The sequence below is a fragment of the uncultured Cellulomonas sp. genome (genome assembly GCF_947494015.1).
Classification (GTDB): domain Bacteria; phylum Actinomycetota; class Actinomycetes; order Actinomycetales; family Cellulomonadaceae; genus Pengzhenrongella.
The window spans coordinates 179,578-197,967 of the sequence record NZ_CANLTL010000001.1 but is presented as its reverse complement, the minus strand read 5'-3'; the positions used below and the strand labels follow the sequence as shown (position 1 = coordinate 197,967).

Sequence of the window (18,390 nt, the reverse complement as noted above, 5' to 3'; positions counted from 1 at the left end):
GCCGCCGCCGGCTCGTGACCTCCACCCGGGGTCACGAGCCGGCGTGCGTCATCGGGCCGTGCCCCTCGCCGCGGGTGTCGTCAGCGGCAGACGTCGTCAGCGGCAGGTGTCGTCAGCCGCAGGTGTCGCACACGCCGGTGGCCGGCAGGGTCATCGAGCACGTCGGGCAGATGGCGACCGGCCGCTCCACGGTCGCGGGGGCCGCACGGCGAGGCGTGGCGGTGCGCGCCGCCGCGGTGCGGGTCCTGGCGGCCGGCGGCCGTGCCACGCGCGCCGCGGCCGGCTCGGTCACCTCGAAGCCGCGGCGACGCAGCAGCGCCACGGTCGCCGCGGGACCGGCGCCGAACTCGTCCGGTGTCGCGAGCCGTCCGGTGGCGTACCGGTGGGCGACACCGAGGATCGCCGTCGCGTCGTAGGAGCGGTCGTCGTGGAGCAGCGCGTACTCCGGCGACGGCGTGAAGCCGTACACGTCGAGGAACTCCCCGGCGCCCCGGGCGTCGTGCTCGGCGATCGCCTGCAGGACGTGCTGTCGGTGAACGGAGGAGAACGTGGCCACGGGGTGAGGCTACGTCGGCCCGAGGCGCCTCGCCGTCGGCCCGGGCCGCCGTTCGCCTGCGGGGCCGCCGTTCGCATGCGGGGCTGCCGTTCGCCTGCGGGACGGCGGGTCGCCGGGCACAGTACGTGCAGAGCGCCGTCCGACGGCGTCCCCGGCCCCTCCACCACCCTGGACGGACAGATGGCCTCTGTGTCGACGGATCGTCGCCCGCTCCTTGCCGCTCGCCGCCCGGGCCGATGGCTGGACGTGGCCGTCCCGCTCAGCGGGCTGCTGGCCCTGGTGGCGATGGTGGTCGGCGGCGAGCTCTACGCCCCCACCTCGGTCGGCGCCAACCCCGCGCAGCCGGGGGAGCGGCTGCTCGGCCATCTCGCCGTGGACGTCGAGCGTGCCGGCCCGAGCGCGGCCCTGGACCTCCTGGCGGCCCTGGGCATGCTCGTGTTCGCGGCGGTCCTGTGGGACCGGTTGCGCGCGGCCCAGGGACCGCAGTGGCCGGCGGCGCTCGCCGGCGGCGGGGCGGTGGCGGCGGCGCTGTTCATGGTCGACCTCGCCCGGACCAACCTCGCCGCGGGCGTCGCCGTCGACGCGGGGGACGCGGCCACGGCCGGCGTGCTGATCACCTCGGGGTGGGAGGCGGCGAGGCTCGTGCTGCCGGCCACGGCGGCGATGATGCTGGGGACCGCGGTCGCGGGCGCGCGCGGCGCGGTCCCCCGCTGGTTCGCCTGGCTCAGCGGAGCCGGCGGGCTGGGCGCAGTCGCGGCGATGGTCGTGCTCGCGCTGCCGGCGGGGCTCGCGCCGAGCATCCCGGCCGGTCTGCTCGCCATGCTCGGTCTCGGCTGGACGCTGCCGGCCGGTGCCGTCCTGGCGGTCCTCGCGGCCCGCGGGCCGGTCGCGGCGACGACGGCGACGACCCCGTGACGCCGGGACAGCCGCCGCGCCGGGTGGGTCGCCCCGCGCCCGGCTCCGGCGACCGACCCGGTCCCGGTCAGGCCCCCGTCAGGTCGCGCCGCCGGAAGCCCGCGAACGCGAGCGCCCACAGGGCCGCGCCGACCGCGGCGAGTGCGAGCAGCGGACCGGCGCTCGCCTCCTCCACAGGGAGGCGCGGCACGGCGTGGAAGGGGTCGACGGCCGCGACGGCGTCGGGCAGGTCGAGCAGCGGACCGAACACGCCGACGACGAAGGCCAGCGCCAGCAGTGCCCACGGCACCGGTGCCGCCACCCGGGGTGCCCAGGCGTAGAGCGCGGCCGTCAGGCCGAGGTATGCCGCGAGCCCGGGGACGTAGGCCAGCACCGCACCGAGGTAGGTGCCGAGGTCGGGGTCGGTGATGCCGACGAGGGTGGCCCCCAGCCAGACGGTCGCGCCCGTGGTGAGTGCCAGCACCAGGGTGCCGAGCGCCGCGACCCCCAGCTGGGCGCCGAGCCACCTCGTCCGGGACACCGGCAGCGCGAGCACGGGCTCGAGCCGGCCGGCGGACTCCTCGCCGCGGGCGCGCAGCACCGCGGCGATGCCGTAGCCCGCGGCGAGCAGCATCCCGAACAGCACCATCACGGCGATGAAGCCGCCGACGAGCTGGTCGCGGCCGCCGAAGAGCAGCAGCAGGTCGGGGTTGGTGCGGGACACCTCGGCGAGCATGTCCTCGACGCCCGAGATGTAGGTGCCGCTCGCCGTCCACATGAGCCCGAGGCCGAGGGTCCACCACCCGAGCGTCGCGCGCTGCTGGCGCCAGGCCAGGGCGGCCGGGGACCGCAGGGCGGGTGCGGCGTCGGCCGGTCCGGGGCGGGGGGCGACCAGTCCGGCGGCGACGTCGCGGCGTGAGGCGAGCGAGACGCCGACCGCGAGCAGCACGGCGGCCAGCGCGAGGTGCAGGCCCAGCGGCCACCACCGCAGGTCCACGAACGCGCGCAGCTGCTGCGCCCAGCCGATCGGCGAGGTCCAGGACAGCCACGACCCGTGCGCGCGCTGCACGTCGCCGGCGGCGCGCGCCGCGTAGGCGGCTCCGAGCACCGCCACGCCCAGCCCGTTCGCGCCGCGCGCGGTCGCGCTGAGCTGGGCGACGACGACCCCCACGGCGGCGAAGACCACGCCGACGAGCGCGGTCGCCGCCCCGACGGCAAGGGAGTCCGCCACCGCCAGGCCGCCGCCGATCATGACCACCGCGCTGCCTGCGCCGATGACCACGTCGGCGAGGACCACGGCCGTGAAGGCGGCCGCGGCCGGCGCGTGGCGCCCGACGACCCCGGCCCGCACGAGGTCGGCGCGGCCGGACTCCTCCTCGGCGCGCGTGTTGCGCACCACGCCCAGGACGTTCAGCAGCGCCATCGCGATCGCGACCCAGCCGATGAGCTCGTTGGAGAGCATCGCGCCGATGGTGTAGTCGTCCAGGCCGTAGCCGGGACCGCCCATGATCGTGCTCACCGGCGTGTCCATGATCGCCGCGCGCGACTGCCGCTCCTCGGCCGTGGTGTACAGCGCGGACAGCGCTCCCACGAAGTACACGTGCAGCCCGACCACCGAGCCGGTCCAGACCCCGAGCCGGACGCGGTCGCGACGCAGCACGAACCGCAGCAGGGGACCGGTGCCGGTCAGGTGCAGCACCCGGTCGCGGGCGGCGTCGGGCCGGGCCACCTCCCGCCGCGGTGCGGTGGCGGTGGCGCTCATCGCGCACCTGCCGCCTGGACGGGACGCCGCCCGCCCTCGGCCGGCACGTCGCCGTAGTGGCGCATGAACAGCTCCTCGAGCGACGGCGGCGTCGCGGTGAACCGGTGCACCCCCAGCGACCCGAGCGCGGTCAGCACGGCGCCCATCCGGTCGTCGTCGACGTCGAACCGCACCCGGGTGCCCGCGCGGTCGGGCTCCGCGACGACGTCGTGCACGCCGGGGACCCGCGCGATCCCGCCGGGGTCACCGACGACGACGGCGTCGACGGTGGAGCGCGTCAGGTGTCGCAGCTCGGCCAGCGTGCCGGACTCCACCGAGCGGCCCGCGCGGATGATCGTCACGGTGTCGCACACCTTCTCGACCTCGTGCAGGATGTGGCTGCTCAGCAGGGCCGAGCGGCCCTCGGCCTTGAGGTCGCGCAGGTACTCGGTGAAGACGGCCTCCATCAGCGGGTCCAGGCCCGAGGTGGGCTCGTCCAGCACCAGCAGCTCCACGTCGGAGGCGAAGGCGGCGACGAGCGCGACCTTCTGCCGGTTGCCCTTGGACAGGGTGCGCGCCTTCTTGGTGGGGTCGAGGTCGAAGCGCTCGAGCCCCTCGGCCTTGCGCCGGGGGTCGACGGGGCCGCGCAGCCGGGTCAGCAGGTCGATCGCCTCGCCGCCGGTGAGGTTCGGCCACAGGCTCACGTCGCCGGGCACGTAGGCGAGCCGGCGGTGCAGGTCGACGGCGTCGGCCCACGGGTCGCCGCCGAGCAGGCGCACGCTGCCGGCGTCCGCGCGCAGCAGCCCGAGCAGGACCCGGATGGTGGTGGACTTGCCGGCACCGTTGGGGCCCAGGAAGCCGGCCACCTCGCCGGCGTGGACGGTCAGGTCGAGGCCGTCGAGGGCCCGGACGCTGCCGAACGACTTGCGCAGGCCGTGGATGTCGATGGCGGGTGCGGGTGCGCCCGGGGTGCTGGTGGTCATGTCGGTCCTCGTTCACCGGGTGGTGCAGAGCGCTGCGGGGTGCTGCTGTGGTGGCGCCGGGGCGCGGACGTCGCCGGGGCGCGGACGTCGCCGGGGCGGGGACGTCGCCGGGGCGGCGACGGGTCAGGGTGCGTGCTCGCCGGCCGGGGGCGGGTCGGACACGTACAGCAGGTACTCGTCGAGCATCCGGCGGGTGGTGAGGAAGCCCTCGGTGTACAGCTCCAGGGCGGGCAGGGTGATCGCGTCGACGTGGCGGCGCATCATCGCGGCCAGGTCCGTGGGGTCCCGCGGCGGGTCCACCGTCATCGCCAGCAGTCCGGCCCCCAGCGAGGACAGCACGAGGTAGCGCGCCCGGGCCGGCTCGTCCCGGCTGGGGACGATCACCCCGGCCGCGACCCCCTCGGCGAGGTAGTCGACGGCGTCGCGCACCATGTGGTCGACGAAGGTCGCGGCCAGCGGCCCGCCGTGCTGCAGCGAGCGCAGCACGTAGGCGAAGACCGGCGCGAACTGCTCCGCGGTCGCCAGGTACTCCAGGAACCGCCCCCCGGACGCCTCCCCGAGGTTGTCCTGCTTGGCGTGCCTGATCTGGTCCAGGACGTGCTCGTCGCACGCCTCCCGCAGCCGCTCCTTGGTGCCGAAGTGGTGGATGACCAGCCCGGCGCTGACCGCCGCGTCGGTCGCGATCGCCCGCAGCGGCGTCCCGAAGCCGTCCCGGCCGAACCGCAGCACGGCGGCGTCGCGGATCCGGGCGCGGGTGGTCAGGTCGTCGGCGGAGACCCCGCGCGGCGCGTGCCCTGAACGCATGTACAGGACGCTATACGCGTGTTCAGTCCGTCGGCAAGGGGCGGTGCCGGGGTCCGCCGATGACTTCCGGACGGCGCCGCGGTCAGCCCGTCGTCATCCCGATCCGCCCCCGCGACGCCGCGGCGGCGGACCCGCGTCGACGGACTGGAGCCGGCCGTGCCGACCACCGACACCCCCTCGCCCCGACTGGACCTGCGACACGGCACCCAGCGGGTGTTCGCCCACCTGCTCGCCAACAACGCCGTCGTCGCGGTCATCAACTACACCGTCTGGTTCGCGGTGACGTTCTGGGTGTTCCTGGAGACGCGGTCGGTCTTCGCCACCGGGATGATCGCGGGCATCTTCGTGGTGGCGATCGCGGTGACCGGGATCCCGTTCGGCAGCCTGGTCGACAACCACCACAAGCAGGCGGTGATGCAGGGGTCGGCGCTGGCATCGATCGCCGTCTACGGCGTGTGCCTGGCGATCTACCTGCTGGCGCCCGACGGCGTGTTCGCCGACGTCGGGTCCTGGTGGCTGTGGGTGTTCGTCGTCCTGCTGATGACCGGCGTGATCGCCGGCAACCCGCGCACCATCGCCCTGCCCACCCTGGTCACGCTGCTGGTCCCGGCGGACCGCCGGGACCGGGCCAACGGGCTGGTGGGCACCGTCACGGGCGCCTCGATGCTGGTGACCTCGGTGATCAGCGGGGTGCTCGTCGCGGCCGGCGGCATGCTCGTCGTGATCGTGCTGGCCCTGGTCGTGCTGGCGGCCTCGATGGTGCACCTGGCGCGGGTGGACGTCCCCGAGACGCGCGTCGTCACGGTCGCCGAGGCGGCGGTGGAGCCGGGCGCCGAGCCGGCTGCCGAGCCCGACGGCGCGGCGGCGCCGAACCCGGCCGCCGGGCAGGGAGGGGTCGACCTGCGCGGGACGTGGCGTCTGGTCCGCGGCGTGCCGGGCCTGGTCGCGCTGATCGCGTTCAGCTGCTTCAACAACTTCATCGGCGGCGCGTTCATGGCGCTGATGGACGCGTACGGGCTGTCGCTGGTCTCGGTGCAGGTGTGGGGTCTGCTGTGGGGCGGGCTGAGCGCGGTGATGATCGTCGGCGGGCTGCTGGTCGCGCGCGTCGGCCTGGGCAGCCGACCGGTCCGGGTCCTGCTGCTGGTCAACGCCGCGGCCTGGACCGCGACGATGATCTTCCCGCTCGCGTCCTCGGTGGTGACGCTCACGGTCGCCATGGCGGTGTTCATGCTGGTGATGCCCTTCGCGGAGGCGGCCGAGCAGACGGTGCTGCAGCGGGTGGTGCCCTACGAGCGGCAGGGCCGGGTGTTCGGCTTCGCGCAGAGCGTCGAGCAGTCCGCCGCCCCGCTCACGGCGTTCCTCATCGGCCCGCTCACGCAGTTCGTGGTGGTCCCGTTCATGACCGACGACGGCGCGGGCGCGGTCGCGATCGGGGGGTGGTTCGGCACCGGGCAGGCCCGGGCGATCGCGCTGGTGTTCGTGGTCACCGGGCTGCTCGGCCTCGTCGCGACCGTGGTGGCCCTGGCCAGCCCGCAGTACCGCGCGCTGTCGGCCTCCTACGCCCGCACGACCGCGCCCGAGCCGGCCGCCCAGCTGACCGCCGGCGAGCTCTCGACGCGGTGAGTGCCGCGGCTGCCGCGGCGCCCCGCCGGCGCCCGTGCCGGCGTGCGAGCCCGCCATGGCTGGGGCCCCGCGGTCGATGACGGCGACCCGACGCGTCCTGGGAGAGCGCATTCCATGATGCGAGACCCGCTGGGTCACAGCGGGGATGTCGGATAGAAACGTTTCACCTAACCGACGCCCCGGGCGTCACTCGCGCTGACGGCGACGACGCCGACGGCCGGCCGGAACGCTCCCGGGGCAGCGGACTCGACGACGAGACCATGGTGATGCCCGGTGTCCGTGCACCAGTCCCTGTACCCCTCCCGACGACCCCGGGGCCGTGGCGCCGCAGGGGGCGGTCGGCCCGCGCGCCTGGCCGGAGCCGGTGCGCTCGCCGCCGCGCTGGCCGCCGGGTCCGGCCTGCCGGCGCTCGCCGCCGAGCCGCTGACCGACCACCTGTTCGACTTCCAGTGCGAGGGGAACCCCGTGGCGGCCGGCTGGACGCCCGTCCTGCCCACCACGGCCTACACCGACGAGGCCGGGTTCGGCTTCGTGGAGCCGTTCGCCGTGAACGCGTGCCGGGACCGCGGCGGTGACGGCGACGTCGCCGACCGCGACTTCGTGCTGCCCGGCGCGGGCAGCACGTTCGTCGCGCAGGTGCCCGACGGGACCTACACCGTCGTCCTGCGCTCCGGCGACCTGATCGCGTCGTCCAACCAGGGCTTCACGGTGAACGGGACCACGGTCGCCCCGCGCGGGCCGGGGTCGGGGAACATCGACGTCCGGACGCTCGAGGGCGTGCAGGTGACGGACGGTCGGCTGACGGTCGTCGCGGCGGGCTCCTCGATCCGTCTGAACGCGATCGAGGTGCTGACCCCGCTCGACGCCCCCGCCGTGACCGCGACGGTCGCCGCGGGTGCCGGCACGTCGTCGACGACGCTGTCGTGGCCGGCGGTCGACGGCGCGGCGTCCTACCACGTGTACCGGGGCACCGCGGGCGGGGCCGCGACGCTGGTCGCCGACGTGCCGGCCGCCGACGCCCCGCGGTGGACCGACACCGACGTCCAGCTCGCCGACGGGTACACGTACACCGTCGCCGCCGTGCGGGCCTCGGGCCGGGAGAGCCGGCCGTCCGAGCCGCTCACCGTGCAGGTCGTCGACCCGGCGGTGCCCGCGCCGGCGGTGCCGACCGGCCTGGCTGCCGCCTGGACCGACGGCGGGGCCCGGGTGTCCTGGGCGGCGGTGGACGGGGCGGTGGCCTACGACGTCCTCCGCGCCGGGCCGGGACGTGAGCCGGTGCGGGTGACGCGCACGGACGGCACCACGTGGACCGACCCGGGTGCGGGCGCCACGGCCGACCACGTCTACCGGGTCGCGGCCGTCGGCGTCGGTGGCCGCTCGGCGCTGGCCCCGGGCGTCCAGCTCGACCGGTCCGTCGTCCTGCAGCGGCAGGCCGAGCGCCTCGACCGCGCGCCGGTCGCCGTCGCGACGGACGGCGGCGTCTACCTCGGGTGGCGCCTGCTCGGTGACGACCCGCTGGGGCTGGCCTTCCACGTGTACCGGGACGGGCAGCGGATCACCGACGCACCCGTGACCGGCAGCACGAACCTCGTGGACGCGCAGGGCGACGCCGATGCGGCGTACCGGGTGAGCGCCGTCGTCGACGGGGTCGAGCGGTGGGCCACCGACAGCTTCGGCGTGTGGGACCAGCAGACGCTCGACGTCCCGCTGGACAAGCCCGCCGGCGGGACGACGCCCACGGACGAGACCTACGAGTACCGCGCGAACGACGCGTCCGTCGGTGACGTCGACGGCGACGGCGAGCTGGAGATCGTCCTGAAGTGGGACCCCACCAACTCCCAGGACAACTCCCGCCCCGGCTACACCGGCACCGTCTACGTCGACGCGTACGAGCTGGACGGCACCCGGCTGTGGCGGGTCGACCTCGGACGCAACATCCGGGCCGGGGCGCACTACACCCAGTTCCAGGTCTTCGACTACGACGGCGACGGCCGGGCCGAGGTCATGATGAAGACCGCCGACGGCACCACCGACGGCGCCGGCACGGTGATCGGCGACGCCGACGCCGACCACCGCAACACCGACGGCTACGTGCTGGCGGGCCCGGAGCTCCTCACCGTCTTCGACGGCGCGACCGGCGCCGCCCTGGACACGGTCGACTACGTGCCGGCGCGCGGTGACGTCGGCGCCTGGGGGGACACCTACGGCAACCGCGTCGACCGCTTCCTCGCCGGGACGGCGTACCTCGACGGGGAGCACCCGAGCGCGATCTTCTCCCGCGGCTACTACACCCGCGCGGTCGTCGCGGCGTGGGACTGGGACGGGGAGAACCTCACCGAGCGCTGGGTGTTCGACAGCGACGAGGCCGGAGACCAGTACGAGGGCCAGGGCAACCACCAGTTCTCGGTGGCCGACGTCGACGGGGACCAGAAGGACGAGATCGTCTTCGGGTCCATGACGATCGACGACGACGGCGACGTCCTGGACAACACCGGCCTCGGGCACGGCGACGCCCTGCACGTGTCCGACTTCGACCCGTCCCGGGCAGGTCTCGAGGTCGTCGCGGCCCACGAGGACATGGCGCGCTCGGGCAGCCGGGGTGCGACCTTCCGCGACGCCCGGTCCGGCGAGGTGCTGTCCGCCATCCCCGCGACCCGGGACACCGGCCGCGCGGCGGCCGGCGACATCGACCCCGGTCACCCGGGTGCGGAGTGGTGGGCGGTCGGCGGGGACGCCGCCTGGAACTCCCCGACCGGCGAGCTGCGGTCGGCGTCCGGGGAGCTGATCTCCACCAGCATCCCGGCCGCCAACTTCGTGACCTGGTGGGACGGCGACCTGCTGCGCGAGATCGGCGACCACGACTTCGACGAGGCGACCCGTACGGGCGTCCCGATCATCTCCGAGTGGGACCCGGAGGCGGCCGAGTCGGTCGAGCTGTACCGGGCGACCGGCACGCTGTCGAACAACGACACCAAGGGGAACCCGTCGCTGCAGGCCGACCTGCTCGGTGACTGGCGCGAGGAGCTCGTGACCCGCACCGACGACTCGACCGCACTGCGCGTCGCGACGACGGTGGACCCCACGGACGTGCGGCTGCGGACCCTGCTGTCCGACTCGCAGTACCGGGTGGCGGTGGCCGGCCAGAACACGGCCTACAACCAGCCTCCGCACCCCTCGTACTTCATCGGCGTGGGCATGACGACGCCGCCGGCACCGGCCCTGGACTACACGACCCCGGCCGAGCCGGGCGAGCCGGTCCCGGGGCCGGTGCAGGGACCCGACTTCGTCGACGTCGTGCCGGGGCAGGCGTTCTACGCCGACATCCGCTGGCTCGCGGACACCGGCCTGTCGAACGGCACGCCGGTCGGTGACCAGGTGTTCTTCTACCCGGCGTCGGCGATGTCGCGGCAGGCGATGGCGGCGTTCCTGTACCGGTACGCGGGGGCGGACTGGGAGCCGGAGGCCGGGGTCCAGACCTTCCCGGACGTCGATCCCGAGCACCCGTTCTACACGCAGATCGAGTGGATGGCGCAGACCGGCTACGCGACCGGCTACGGCGACGGCACCTTCCGGGGGACCGCGCCGGTCTCGCGGCAGGCGACGGCGGCGTTCCTGTACCGGCTGGCCGGTGAGCCGGCGGTCGCGGCCGGCTCGTCGTTCTCCGACGTGCACCCGGACAACGCGTTCGCGGAGGCGATCGCGTGGGTCGAGGCCGGCGGCATCGCCCGCGGGTACGACGGCGAGGTCTACGGGATCACGCGGCCGGTGACCCGGCAGGCGATGGCGGCGTTCCTGCACCGGTACGACGACCTGGTGCGCCCGGCCACCGGCGGGGCGGGCACGCAGGGCTGACGGAGGTCGGGCTGACGGAGGTCGGGCTGACGGAGGTCGACGGCCCGGTGCGACGAGCGAGGCGGCCGGCCGGTGAGGAGCACGCCTACCGGCCGGTCGCCTCGTCGGTGCCCGGGCCGCGTCGCCGTCGTGCAGGCGGCCCCGGCGACGCGACGCGGGCTGGGCGCGCGACCACACCGACGACGCGGCTACCGCTGGGTCGTCTTGTACGGCTCACCCTGGGAGTCGTACGTGGTCCACGAACCGACCGGCGTGCCGGCGTCGAACGTGCCGGACCGCTTGAGCGTCCCGTCGATCCGGTACCACTCCCAGTACCCCGCGGGCTGGCCGTTCTCCACCCGGCCGCGGGACCAGACCGTCTGCCCGTTGGCGTGGTATGTGATCGTCACCCCGTCCACGACCTCGGTGCGCTTGCCCTGCGAGACCGGATCGGAGCTCATCCCACCAGGGTAGGTGCGAGCGCCGGCCGGTCTCAGCCCACGCCCTCCGCGGCGAGCGCATCGGTGAGCTGGCGTACCAGGGCCTCGAGCTGCACCGACGCCGAGGACGGGACGTCCTCGTCGTCCGCGCCGTCCAGCGCCCGGGCGGCGAGCCCCGACTTGCTGTCGATCAGCTCGGCGATCCGGGCGTCGATGGTCTGGGCGGCGATGATCCGCCACGCGGTGACGGGCTCCGACTGGCCGATGCGGTGGATCCGGTCGATCGCCTGGGTCTGCTCGGCGTCGGTCCACGACAGCTCCGCGAGCACCAGGTTGGACGCGACCTGCAGGTTCAGCCCGACGCCCGCGGCCATCAGCGAGCACACCGCGATGGACACGTCCGGGTCCTCGGTGAACGCGGTGATGCTCTTCTCGCGGGCCTTGGCGGTCTGGTCGCCGCGGATCGAGACGTACCGGATGCCACGGTCGGCGAAGGTCTGCTCGGCCTCGTCCATCACGTCGAGGTGCTTGGCGAAGAAGACGACCTTGCCGACGTTGCGGGCCAGCTGTGCGGCGTAGTCGGCGGCCAGCCCGGCCTTGGCCTGGCCGATCCGCCGGACCAGCGTGAACACGTTCTCGCCACCGGCCGGCGACGAGGAGTCCTTGAGCTCGGCCGCCGCCACCCGGCGCACGAGTGCCTCGTCGATCCCGTCCACGACCGCGTCGCCCGCGCGGAACTCCAGGGCGGACCGGTACCGCTCCACCAGCCGGCGCGACAGCGCCGCCTCGGCGGCGCGGATCGACCGGCCGGCTGCGCCGTCGAGCTCGACCGGCAGGTCCGCCACCCGGCGGGCGGGGATGTCCGCGACCACGTCCACCTTGCGTCGGCGCACGATGCCCAGATCGATCACGCTGGCCCGCGCGGCGGCGTAGAACCCGGGGTCGGCCGGGGTGAGGCCGGTCTCCTCCAGCGCGGCCTGCAGCGGACCGAGCGGCGCGGTGTCGTCGATCCAGCCGAGGAGCTGCCAGATGGCGCGGAAGTCCTCGATGTCGTTGATCAGCGGGGTCCCCGTGAGGGCCATGAGCAGCGGCCGGGCGGCACGCTCGCGGATCCGCTGGGACAGCGCGAGCACGTGCTGCGAGCGCTGCGAGCTCTTGTTCTTGATGAAGTGGGCCTCGTCGACCACCATGCCGCGGAAGCCCAGGTCGCCGAGCCAGCCGACGTGCCGGTCGAGCAGCTCGTAGTTCACGATCACGACGTCGGCGAACCCGTCGACCCGCTCCCCGTCGCCGTGCACGACCGTGGACCTGCGCTGCGGCGTCCACAGGTGCACCTCGTGCGCCCAGTTGGCCTTGACGACGTTCGGTGCGACGACCAGCAGCGGGTAGGCGTCGGCCGCCTGGGCGGCGAGCAGCGCCTGGGCGGTCTTGCCCAGCCCGGGCTCGTCGGCGAGCAGGAACGTGCGGTGACCGCCGGCCGCGGCCGCGACGAGCCGGGCCTGGTGCGGCATCAGGTCGCGGTCGCGGAGCGCGGGCACCGAGCGCGGCTCGGGCAGCTCCATGCACGCCGGCGCACCCGCGCCGGCGTACTCGAAGGACCGGAAGAGCGGTTCGAGCAGCTCCCAGCCGGCCAGGCGGCCGGTGCGCGCCGGCATCCGCTCCGCCGCGGCCTCGAAGTCCGGTGCGAGGAACGGGTTCGCGAGCTGGCGCGCGATGACCGAGCGGGGCACCACCCGGGTGTCGGCGCCCGGCGGCGGGGTGGCCGGCGGGGTGGGCTCGGGCTCCTCGGGCGGCTCGAGGCCACCCGCGCGCATCACCGTCGCCTTGAAGGCACGCGCCGAGTCGGTCACCCGGGCGTCCTCGGCGAGCAGCGCGAGCAGCGAGGTGTCCCGCGCCGCGGTCCGCGCCAGCATCGTCGCGACCCCGTCCAGCCGCTTGAGCTGCTTGGCCCGCTCGGCGTCGGTGGTGCCGGCCTCGGCCATCACCCGGGCGCGCTCCTCGCGCACGAGCAGGGCCACGACCTGGAACTTGGTGCGCACGGCCGGACGCGTCCCCGGTCGCTGCACGGCGCTGTCGACCTCACGGGCGACCTCGGCGAGCACCGGGATGAGCCCCTTCTCGGAGGGACGCGGGGGACGGCGGTGCCCGGCGCTCCGCTCGGTGCGCGCGCCACCGGACCGGCGTCGGCCTGCTCGTGCCACATCTCCTCCTTCTCGCACCCACGCACCGCGGTCGCGGTGCACGGTGCCGTGCCCGACCCGGTGCGGTCGGCGGCGCACCGCCGTCGGGCCCCGTGCCGACGGCTCGGGTGCCGGACTCCCGGTCGGCGTCGGCACGTGGGGCCGAGCACCGGTCGTGCGGTGTCGCCGACGCGGTGCGCACCTCGTCGACCATCAGCGCTCGCGCTGCGTCCACATCCGGCGCAGGGCTGCCCTGGCAGAGCCCGGTCGAGGGCCCGTGACCTACATCCCTGCAGATCACGGGCCCATCGTCGTGCAACCGGAGCGGAGGATGGGGGATTCGAACCCCCGAGGGCTCTCACCCAACACGCTTTCCAAGCGTGCGCCATAGGCCACTAGGCGAATCCTCCCGGCCGGACGAGGATACCGGAGCCACGCCGTGCTGCCGAACGTGACGCTGAGCACCGGTCGCCGCCCACCCGGTGGGGCAGCCGGGTCCGCCGCCGGGTTGGAGGAGGCGCGCCGCGCTGGGTTAGGCTCGCGGCAGACCCCTCGTGCGGCGTCATCTCGCTGAACTCCCCCAGGGCCGGAAGGCAGCAAGGGCAGGTGAGCTCTGGCGGGTGTGCGGGGGGTCCTGCCATGCCCGGGACCGTCCGGACGCGGGCCGCCCTCCGGGTTCTCCCGGGGTCCGCCGACGACCGCCTACGACTCAGGGTGGACGACGCCGCGACCCCGGTCGTACCGGGCGGGGGGCCCAGACCGTGCTCGGGGGCGATGTGGCGGCCCGGCCCGCGGGGCCAGCCTGGGGACATGACCTCACCGAGCGCCACCCCCTTCCCGCGCCTGCAGGCCTGCGGCCTCGTCAAGCGGTACGCCGCGACGACCGCCCTGGCCGGTGTCGACCTCGACCTGGCCGACGGCGAGTCGCTCGCGGTCACGGGGCCGCGCGGCTCGGGCAAGTCGACCCTGCTGCATACCCTCGCGGGTGTGCTGGTGCCGGACGAGGGGTCCGTGCGCCTGCACGGCCGCGACGTCGCCACCCTCGGCGAGCGCGACCGGTCCCTGCTGCGCCGGCGCCACTTCGGCTTCGTGTTCCAGTTCGGCCAGCTGCTGTCCGAGCTGACCGCGGCCGAGAACGTGGCGCTGCCGCCCATGCTGCTGGGCACCCCGCGAGGGCAGGCGCTCACCCACGCCCGGCAGTGGCTCGCCGCGCTCGGCCTGGAGGGCATGGAGGACCGGCGCCCGGGCGAGCTCACGGGCGGCCAGGCGCAGCGGGTCGCCGTCGCCCGGGCCCTGGTCACCGGGCCAGCCGTCGTCTTCGCCGACGAGCCGACCGGCGCCCTGGACCCGGCCACGGGTGCCGAGGTGATGCGCGTGCTGACCGAGGCGACCCGCGCCGCCGGTGCATCGCTGGTCGTCGTCACCGGCGACCGCGAGGTCGCGGCGTGGTGCTCACGCCGGATCGAGGTCCGCGACGGGCGCGTGGTGGCGGACGAGCGCGCGGCGGTCGGCGCGACGGCGCGATAGGCCCCGTCGTCCCGCCCGCTCCGCCGCTCGGGCGGTGGTCGGCGGGAGGGTCGTGCGCGCCCCCGGGGACACCCGCCGACGCCGTGCAGGGGCGGCGTCGGCGGGTCCACAGCCGGGGTGCTACCGGGCTGCGGCAGCGTGGGAGGCGGCGTCTAGAGTGCCGTGGGTGACGACAGCCCTGTACCGCCGCTACCGGCCGGAGAACTTCGCCGAGGTGATCGGTCAGGAGCACGTGACGGTGCCGTTGATGCAGGCGCTGCGCACCGGTCGGATCAACCACGCCTACCTGTTCAGCGGCCCGCGCGGCTGCGGCAAGACGACGTCGGCCCGGATCCTCGCGCGCTGCCTGAACTGCGCGCAGGGCCCCACGGACACCCCGTGCGGCGTGTGCCCCTCGTGCGTCGAGCTGGCCCGCGGCGGACCCGGGTCGCTGGACGTCGTGGAGATCGACGCCGCCAGCCACGGCGGGGTCGACGACGCCCGTGACCTGCGCGAGCGGGCGACGTTCGCCCCGGCGCGCGACCGCTTCAAGATCTTCATCCTCGACGAGGCGCACATGGTCACGCCGCAGGGCTTCAACGCCCTGCTGAAGATCGTCGAGGAGCCGCCGGAGCACGTGATGTTCGTCTTCGCGACGACGGAGCCGGACAAGGTGATCGGCACGATCCGCTCGCGCACCCACCACTACCCGTTCCGGCTGGTCCCGCCGGACGTGCTGGGGCGCTACCTCGAGGGCCTGTGCGCGGCGGAGGGCGTCCCCGTCGGCTCGGGCGTGCTGCCGCTGGTGATCCGCGCGGGCGCCGGGTCGGTCCGTGACTCGCTGTCCGTCCTGGACCAGCTCGTGGCCGGCGCGGACGAGCGCGGCCTGGACTACGAGCGCGCCGTCCAGCTCCTGGGCTACACCCACGCGACCCTGCTCGACGACCTCGTCGAGGCGGTCGCCGCCGGCGACGGCGCGAGCGCGTTCCGCGTGGTCGAGCGGGTCATCACCACCGGGCACGAGCCACGCCGGTTCGTCGAGGACCTGCTCGAGCGGCTGCGGGACCTCATCGTGCTCGCTGCGGCCGGCGAGGCGGCCGACGCCGCCCTGCGTGACGTGCCGGGCGACCAGCTGACCCGCATGCGCGCCCAGGCCGCGCACCTCGGCTCGGCGGAGCTGTCCCGGGCGGCCGACGTCGTCAACGCGGCACTCGGGGAGATGACCGGGGCGACGTCGCCCCGCCTGCACCTGGAGCTGCTGATCGCGCGGCTGCTGCTGCCCGCCGCCGACGACGGCACGCTGGGCCACGCCGCGCGGCTGGACCGCCTCGAGCGGGGGGTGGCACTGCCGGCCGGGCCGCGTGACCGCGCGGTGCCCGAGGTGGCGTCGGCCGGAGCGGGGACCCCGGTGCCGGTCGCCACGGGGGCCCGGGACCGGCTCGGTGCCACGCCCGTCGGGGAGCCGGCCGCGGACGAGGTCACGGCCGTCGCGCCGCTGCCGACCCCGGTGGTGGCCGAACCGGTCGAGCCGGCGGCCGCGCGGGAGCCCGCGCCGGTGCCGGCTCCCGGGCCGGTGGTCGAGATCGCCGATGCCTTCCCCGCCCGTCCGCAGCCCGACGCGCCCGCCGCCGGGCGTCCGGAGCCTGCTGCACCCGCCGCCGGGCGTCCGGCAGGTCCGCCCCCGGCGTCGGGGGTGGATGAGGCGCCCGAGGCGCCCGGCCCGGCGCCGTCGTTGCTGGCCTCGGGCACGCCCAACGCGGCCCCGGCGACCCCGACGCCGGTCACCCCGCCGCCGGGCCCGGCTCGCCCGGCCCCCGGCCCCGCCCTCCCCGCCGCCGCTGCCCCCGCGTCCGCGTCCGGGTCCGGGGTCGCCGGGGTGGAGACCGAGGTGCTGCGCCGGCGCTGGCCCGAGGTGCTCGACACGCTGAGCCGGCTGAAGAAGGCGACCTGGGCGATGGTCGGCCAGCACGCGCAGGTCGGCGAGCTCACCGGCACCTCGCTCACCCTGCTGTTCCCGGGGCCCGGCCTGGCGACCGCGTTCCGCTCCGGCCCGCACGCCGACGTCGTGCAGCGGGCGGTGCGCGAGACCCTCGGCTTCGACGTCCGGATCGAGGGGCGGGTCGGCGACTCCACCGCCTCGGCGGGCGGGGCGCCGTCGTCCGCCCCCGTGCGTCCCGCCGACGCTCCGGGGCGCGGCCGGGCGCCGTGGACGGACGCCCCGCCGGCGCACGTCGTCGACCGCGCCGCGGCCGAGGCGTCGTGGGCGACCGTCGAGCCGCCGGACGACGACATCCCGGAGGGGCCGGTGGTCGACGTCGCCCCGCCCGACCCCGGGCCGGGACGTCCCAGCGCCCGCGCGGCGGGTGAGCGTGCGCACGCCGCCGCCGTGCAGGCCGCCGCCGCCTCGGCGCCTGCGGTCGAGGACTCGCCCGACCCCGACGACCCGGACATCGCCAGCTCGCACCTGACCGGCCCGCCGCTGGTCGCGCAGCTCCTCGGGGGAACGGTCATCGACGAGCAGGTCGGCGACGGGGGCTGAGACCCGTGGGTCGACCGCGCGGGACCCCGCGGGTCGCGCGGCGGCCGGTGTGGGCGGGACGCCCTAGGCTGGCGGGGTGTACGAGGGCGCGGTCCAGGACCTGATCGACGAGCTCGGGCGGCTGCCCGGCGTCGGTCCCAAGAGCGCGCAGCGGATCGCGTTCCACCTGCTCGCGGCGGACCCGACCGACGTCCGCCGGCTCACCGACGCGCTGACCGAGGTCAAGGCCCGCGTCCGGTTCTGCGAGATCTGCGGCAACGTCTCCCAGGAGCCGCAGTGCCGCGTCTGCCGTGACCCCCGCCGCTCCGACGAGGTCATCTGCGTGGTGGAGGAGCCCAAGGACGTCGTCGCGATCGAGCGCACCCGCGAGTTCCGCGGCAAGTACCACGTGCTCGGTGGCGCCATCAACCCGATCGCCGGCGTCGGCCCGGACGACCTGCGGATCAAGGACCTGCTCTCGCGGCTGGCCAGCGGGGTGGTCACCGAGGTCATCCTCGCGACCGACCCGAACGTCGAGGGGGAGGCCACGTCCACCTACCTCGCACGCATGCTCGTGCCCATGGGGCTCACCGTGAGCCGGCTCGCCTCCGGGCTGCCGGTCGGCGGTGACCTCGAGTACGCGGACGAGGTCACCCTCGGCCGTGCCTTCGAAGGAAGACGGCGGATCCATGCCTGACAACCGCACCTCAGCGATCCCCGAGCCGCGCGAGCCGGTGGTCGACGAGGCCGTCGCCGCGGAGGCCGCCGACCTCATCTCGGTGGCCCGCGCCGTCGCCGACGAGTCGCGCAGCTACCTCAGCACCGTCACGGAGGTCGCCGCGGGCTCGACGCCCGACGCGACGATCCCGCTGCTGCTGCTCGCCGTCTCGGACATGCTCGCCGCCGGCGCGCGGCTCGGCGCCATGCAGGACATCGTCCCGCCCGAGCGCTTCGAGCCCGACGTCGGCCCGGACCCGGACGTCGACCCGCTGCACACCGCGCTCGCCAACGTGCTGGACGGCCTGGACGAGTACCCGGAGATCGTCGACCCCGTGCTGGGCCTGGAGGTCGGCACGGCCACCCTGTCCGGCGACCTGGTCGCCATCGCCGGCGCCCTCGCCCAGGGCCTGCGGCACTTCGAGGCCGGCCAGGTGCTCGAGGCCCTGTGGTGGTGGCAGTTCTCCTACCTGTCCGTGTGGGGCGAGCGCGCGTCCAGCGTGCTGCGGGTGCTGCAGCTCATGCTCGCCCACCTGCGCCTGGACGTGGAGGACGACGTCGCCGCCGAGGCGGAGTACGACGCCCTCCAGGCCTGAG

Annotated in this window: 13 protein-coding genes, 1 tRNA gene and 1 other RNA gene; 8 read left to right on the top strand and 7 right to left on the bottom strand. The window is 75.5% G+C overall.

Annotated elements, in window-relative coordinates:
* Positions 1-112 precede the first annotated feature (112 nt).
* Positions 113-556, bottom strand: a complete 444-nt coding sequence (locus Q0840_RS00860) for a hypothetical protein (protein WP_298454930.1) — start codon at positions 554-556, stop codon at positions 113-115.
* Between the two features lie 246 nt (positions 557-802).
* Between Q0840_RS00860 and Q0840_RS00855 the strand changes: the two genes are divergently transcribed.
* Complete coding sequence (locus Q0840_RS00855) at positions 803-1,471, top strand: hypothetical protein (protein ID WP_298454927.1); 669 nt, start codon at positions 803-805, stop codon at positions 1,469-1,471.
* Between the two features lie 67 nt (positions 1,472-1,538).
* Here Q0840_RS00855 and Q0840_RS00850 read toward each other — a convergent pair whose 3' ends face one another.
* From Q0840_RS00850 to Q0840_RS00840, 3 genes are all read right to left on the bottom strand, one after another.
* Positions 1,539-3,212 carry an ABC transporter permease gene (locus Q0840_RS00850; RefSeq protein ID WP_298454924.1) on the bottom strand — a complete coding sequence of 558 codons (1,674 nt, stop codon included), beginning with the start codon at positions 3,210-3,212 and terminating at the stop codon, positions 1,539-1,541.
* Complete coding sequence (locus Q0840_RS00845) at positions 3,209-4,174, bottom strand: ABC transporter ATP-binding protein (RefSeq protein ID WP_298454922.1); 966 nt, start codon at positions 4,172-4,174, stop codon at positions 3,209-3,211. The genes Q0840_RS00850 and Q0840_RS00845 overlap by 4 nt, the downstream gene beginning before the upstream one ends.
* 123 nt (positions 4,175-4,297) lie before the next feature.
* On the bottom strand, positions 4,298-4,978 hold the full coding sequence (locus Q0840_RS00840) for a TetR/AcrR family transcriptional regulator (RefSeq protein WP_298454920.1): 681 nt from the start codon (positions 4,976-4,978) through the stop codon (positions 4,298-4,300).
* A gap of 156 nt (positions 4,979-5,134) precedes the next feature.
* Here Q0840_RS00840 and Q0840_RS00835 point away from each other — a divergent pair, with 156 nt between their 5' ends.
* Positions 5,135-6,601, top strand: coding sequence for an MFS transporter (locus Q0840_RS00835; protein ID WP_298454919.1), 1,467 nt, complete (start codon positions 5,135-5,137; stop codon positions 6,599-6,601).
* A gap of 273 nt (positions 6,602-6,874) precedes the next feature.
* Positions 6,875-10,453: an S-layer homology domain-containing protein gene (locus tag Q0840_RS19005; RefSeq protein ID WP_367183051.1), complete on the top strand. Its 3,579-nt coding sequence runs from the start codon at positions 6,875-6,877 to the stop codon at positions 10,451-10,453.
* Between the two features lie 188 nt (positions 10,454-10,641).
* On the opposite strand, the gene Q0840_RS00820 is transcribed toward Q0840_RS19005, so the two are convergent.
* The 3 genes from Q0840_RS00820 to Q0840_RS00810 form a co-directional block, all read right to left on the bottom strand.
* The gene (locus Q0840_RS00820) at positions 10,642-10,893 is read right to left on the bottom strand and encodes a toxin-antitoxin system YwqK family antitoxin (RefSeq protein ID WP_298454917.1); all 252 of its coding nucleotides are present in this window, start codon (positions 10,891-10,893) and stop codon (positions 10,642-10,644) included.
* A 32-nt stretch (positions 10,894-10,925) separates the two neighbouring features.
* The gene (locus Q0840_RS00815; RefSeq protein WP_298454915.1) at positions 10,926-13,073 is read right to left on the bottom strand and encodes a DEAD/DEAH box helicase; all 2,148 of its coding nucleotides are present in this window, start codon (positions 13,071-13,073) and stop codon (positions 10,926-10,928) included.
* 304 nt (positions 13,074-13,377) lie between these two features.
* A tRNA-Ser gene (locus tag Q0840_RS00810) sits at positions 13,378-13,462 on the bottom strand.
* Between the two features lie 133 nt (positions 13,463-13,595).
* Between Q0840_RS00810 and ffs the strand changes: the two genes are divergently transcribed.
* From ffs to Q0840_RS00785, 5 genes are all read left to right on the top strand, one after another.
* Positions 13,596-13,692: signal recognition particle sRNA small type (gene ffs, locus Q0840_RS00805), an RNA gene on the top strand.
* A gap of 170 nt (positions 13,693-13,862) precedes the next feature.
* Positions 13,863-14,579 (top strand): ABC transporter ATP-binding protein, encoded by a 717-nt coding sequence (locus Q0840_RS00800; RefSeq protein ID WP_298454913.1) that lies wholly within the window; start codon positions 13,863-13,865, stop codon positions 14,577-14,579.
* Positions 14,580-14,745: 166 nt separating this feature from the next.
* The gene (locus Q0840_RS00795; RefSeq protein WP_298454912.1) at positions 14,746-17,097 is read left to right on the top strand and encodes a DNA polymerase III subunit gamma and tau; all 2,352 of its coding nucleotides are present in this window, start codon (positions 14,746-14,748) and stop codon (positions 17,095-17,097) included.
* Between the two features lie 76 nt (positions 17,098-17,173).
* On the top strand, positions 17,174-17,773 hold the full coding sequence (gene recR / locus Q0840_RS00790; protein WP_298454911.1) for a recombination mediator RecR: 600 nt from the start codon (positions 17,174-17,176) through the stop codon (positions 17,771-17,773).
* Positions 17,766-18,389, top strand: coding sequence for a DUF5063 domain-containing protein (locus Q0840_RS00785; RefSeq protein ID WP_298454910.1), 624 nt, complete (start codon positions 17,766-17,768; stop codon positions 18,387-18,389). The genes recR and Q0840_RS00785 overlap by 8 nt, the downstream gene beginning before the upstream one ends.
* Position 18,390 lies beyond the last annotated feature (1 nt).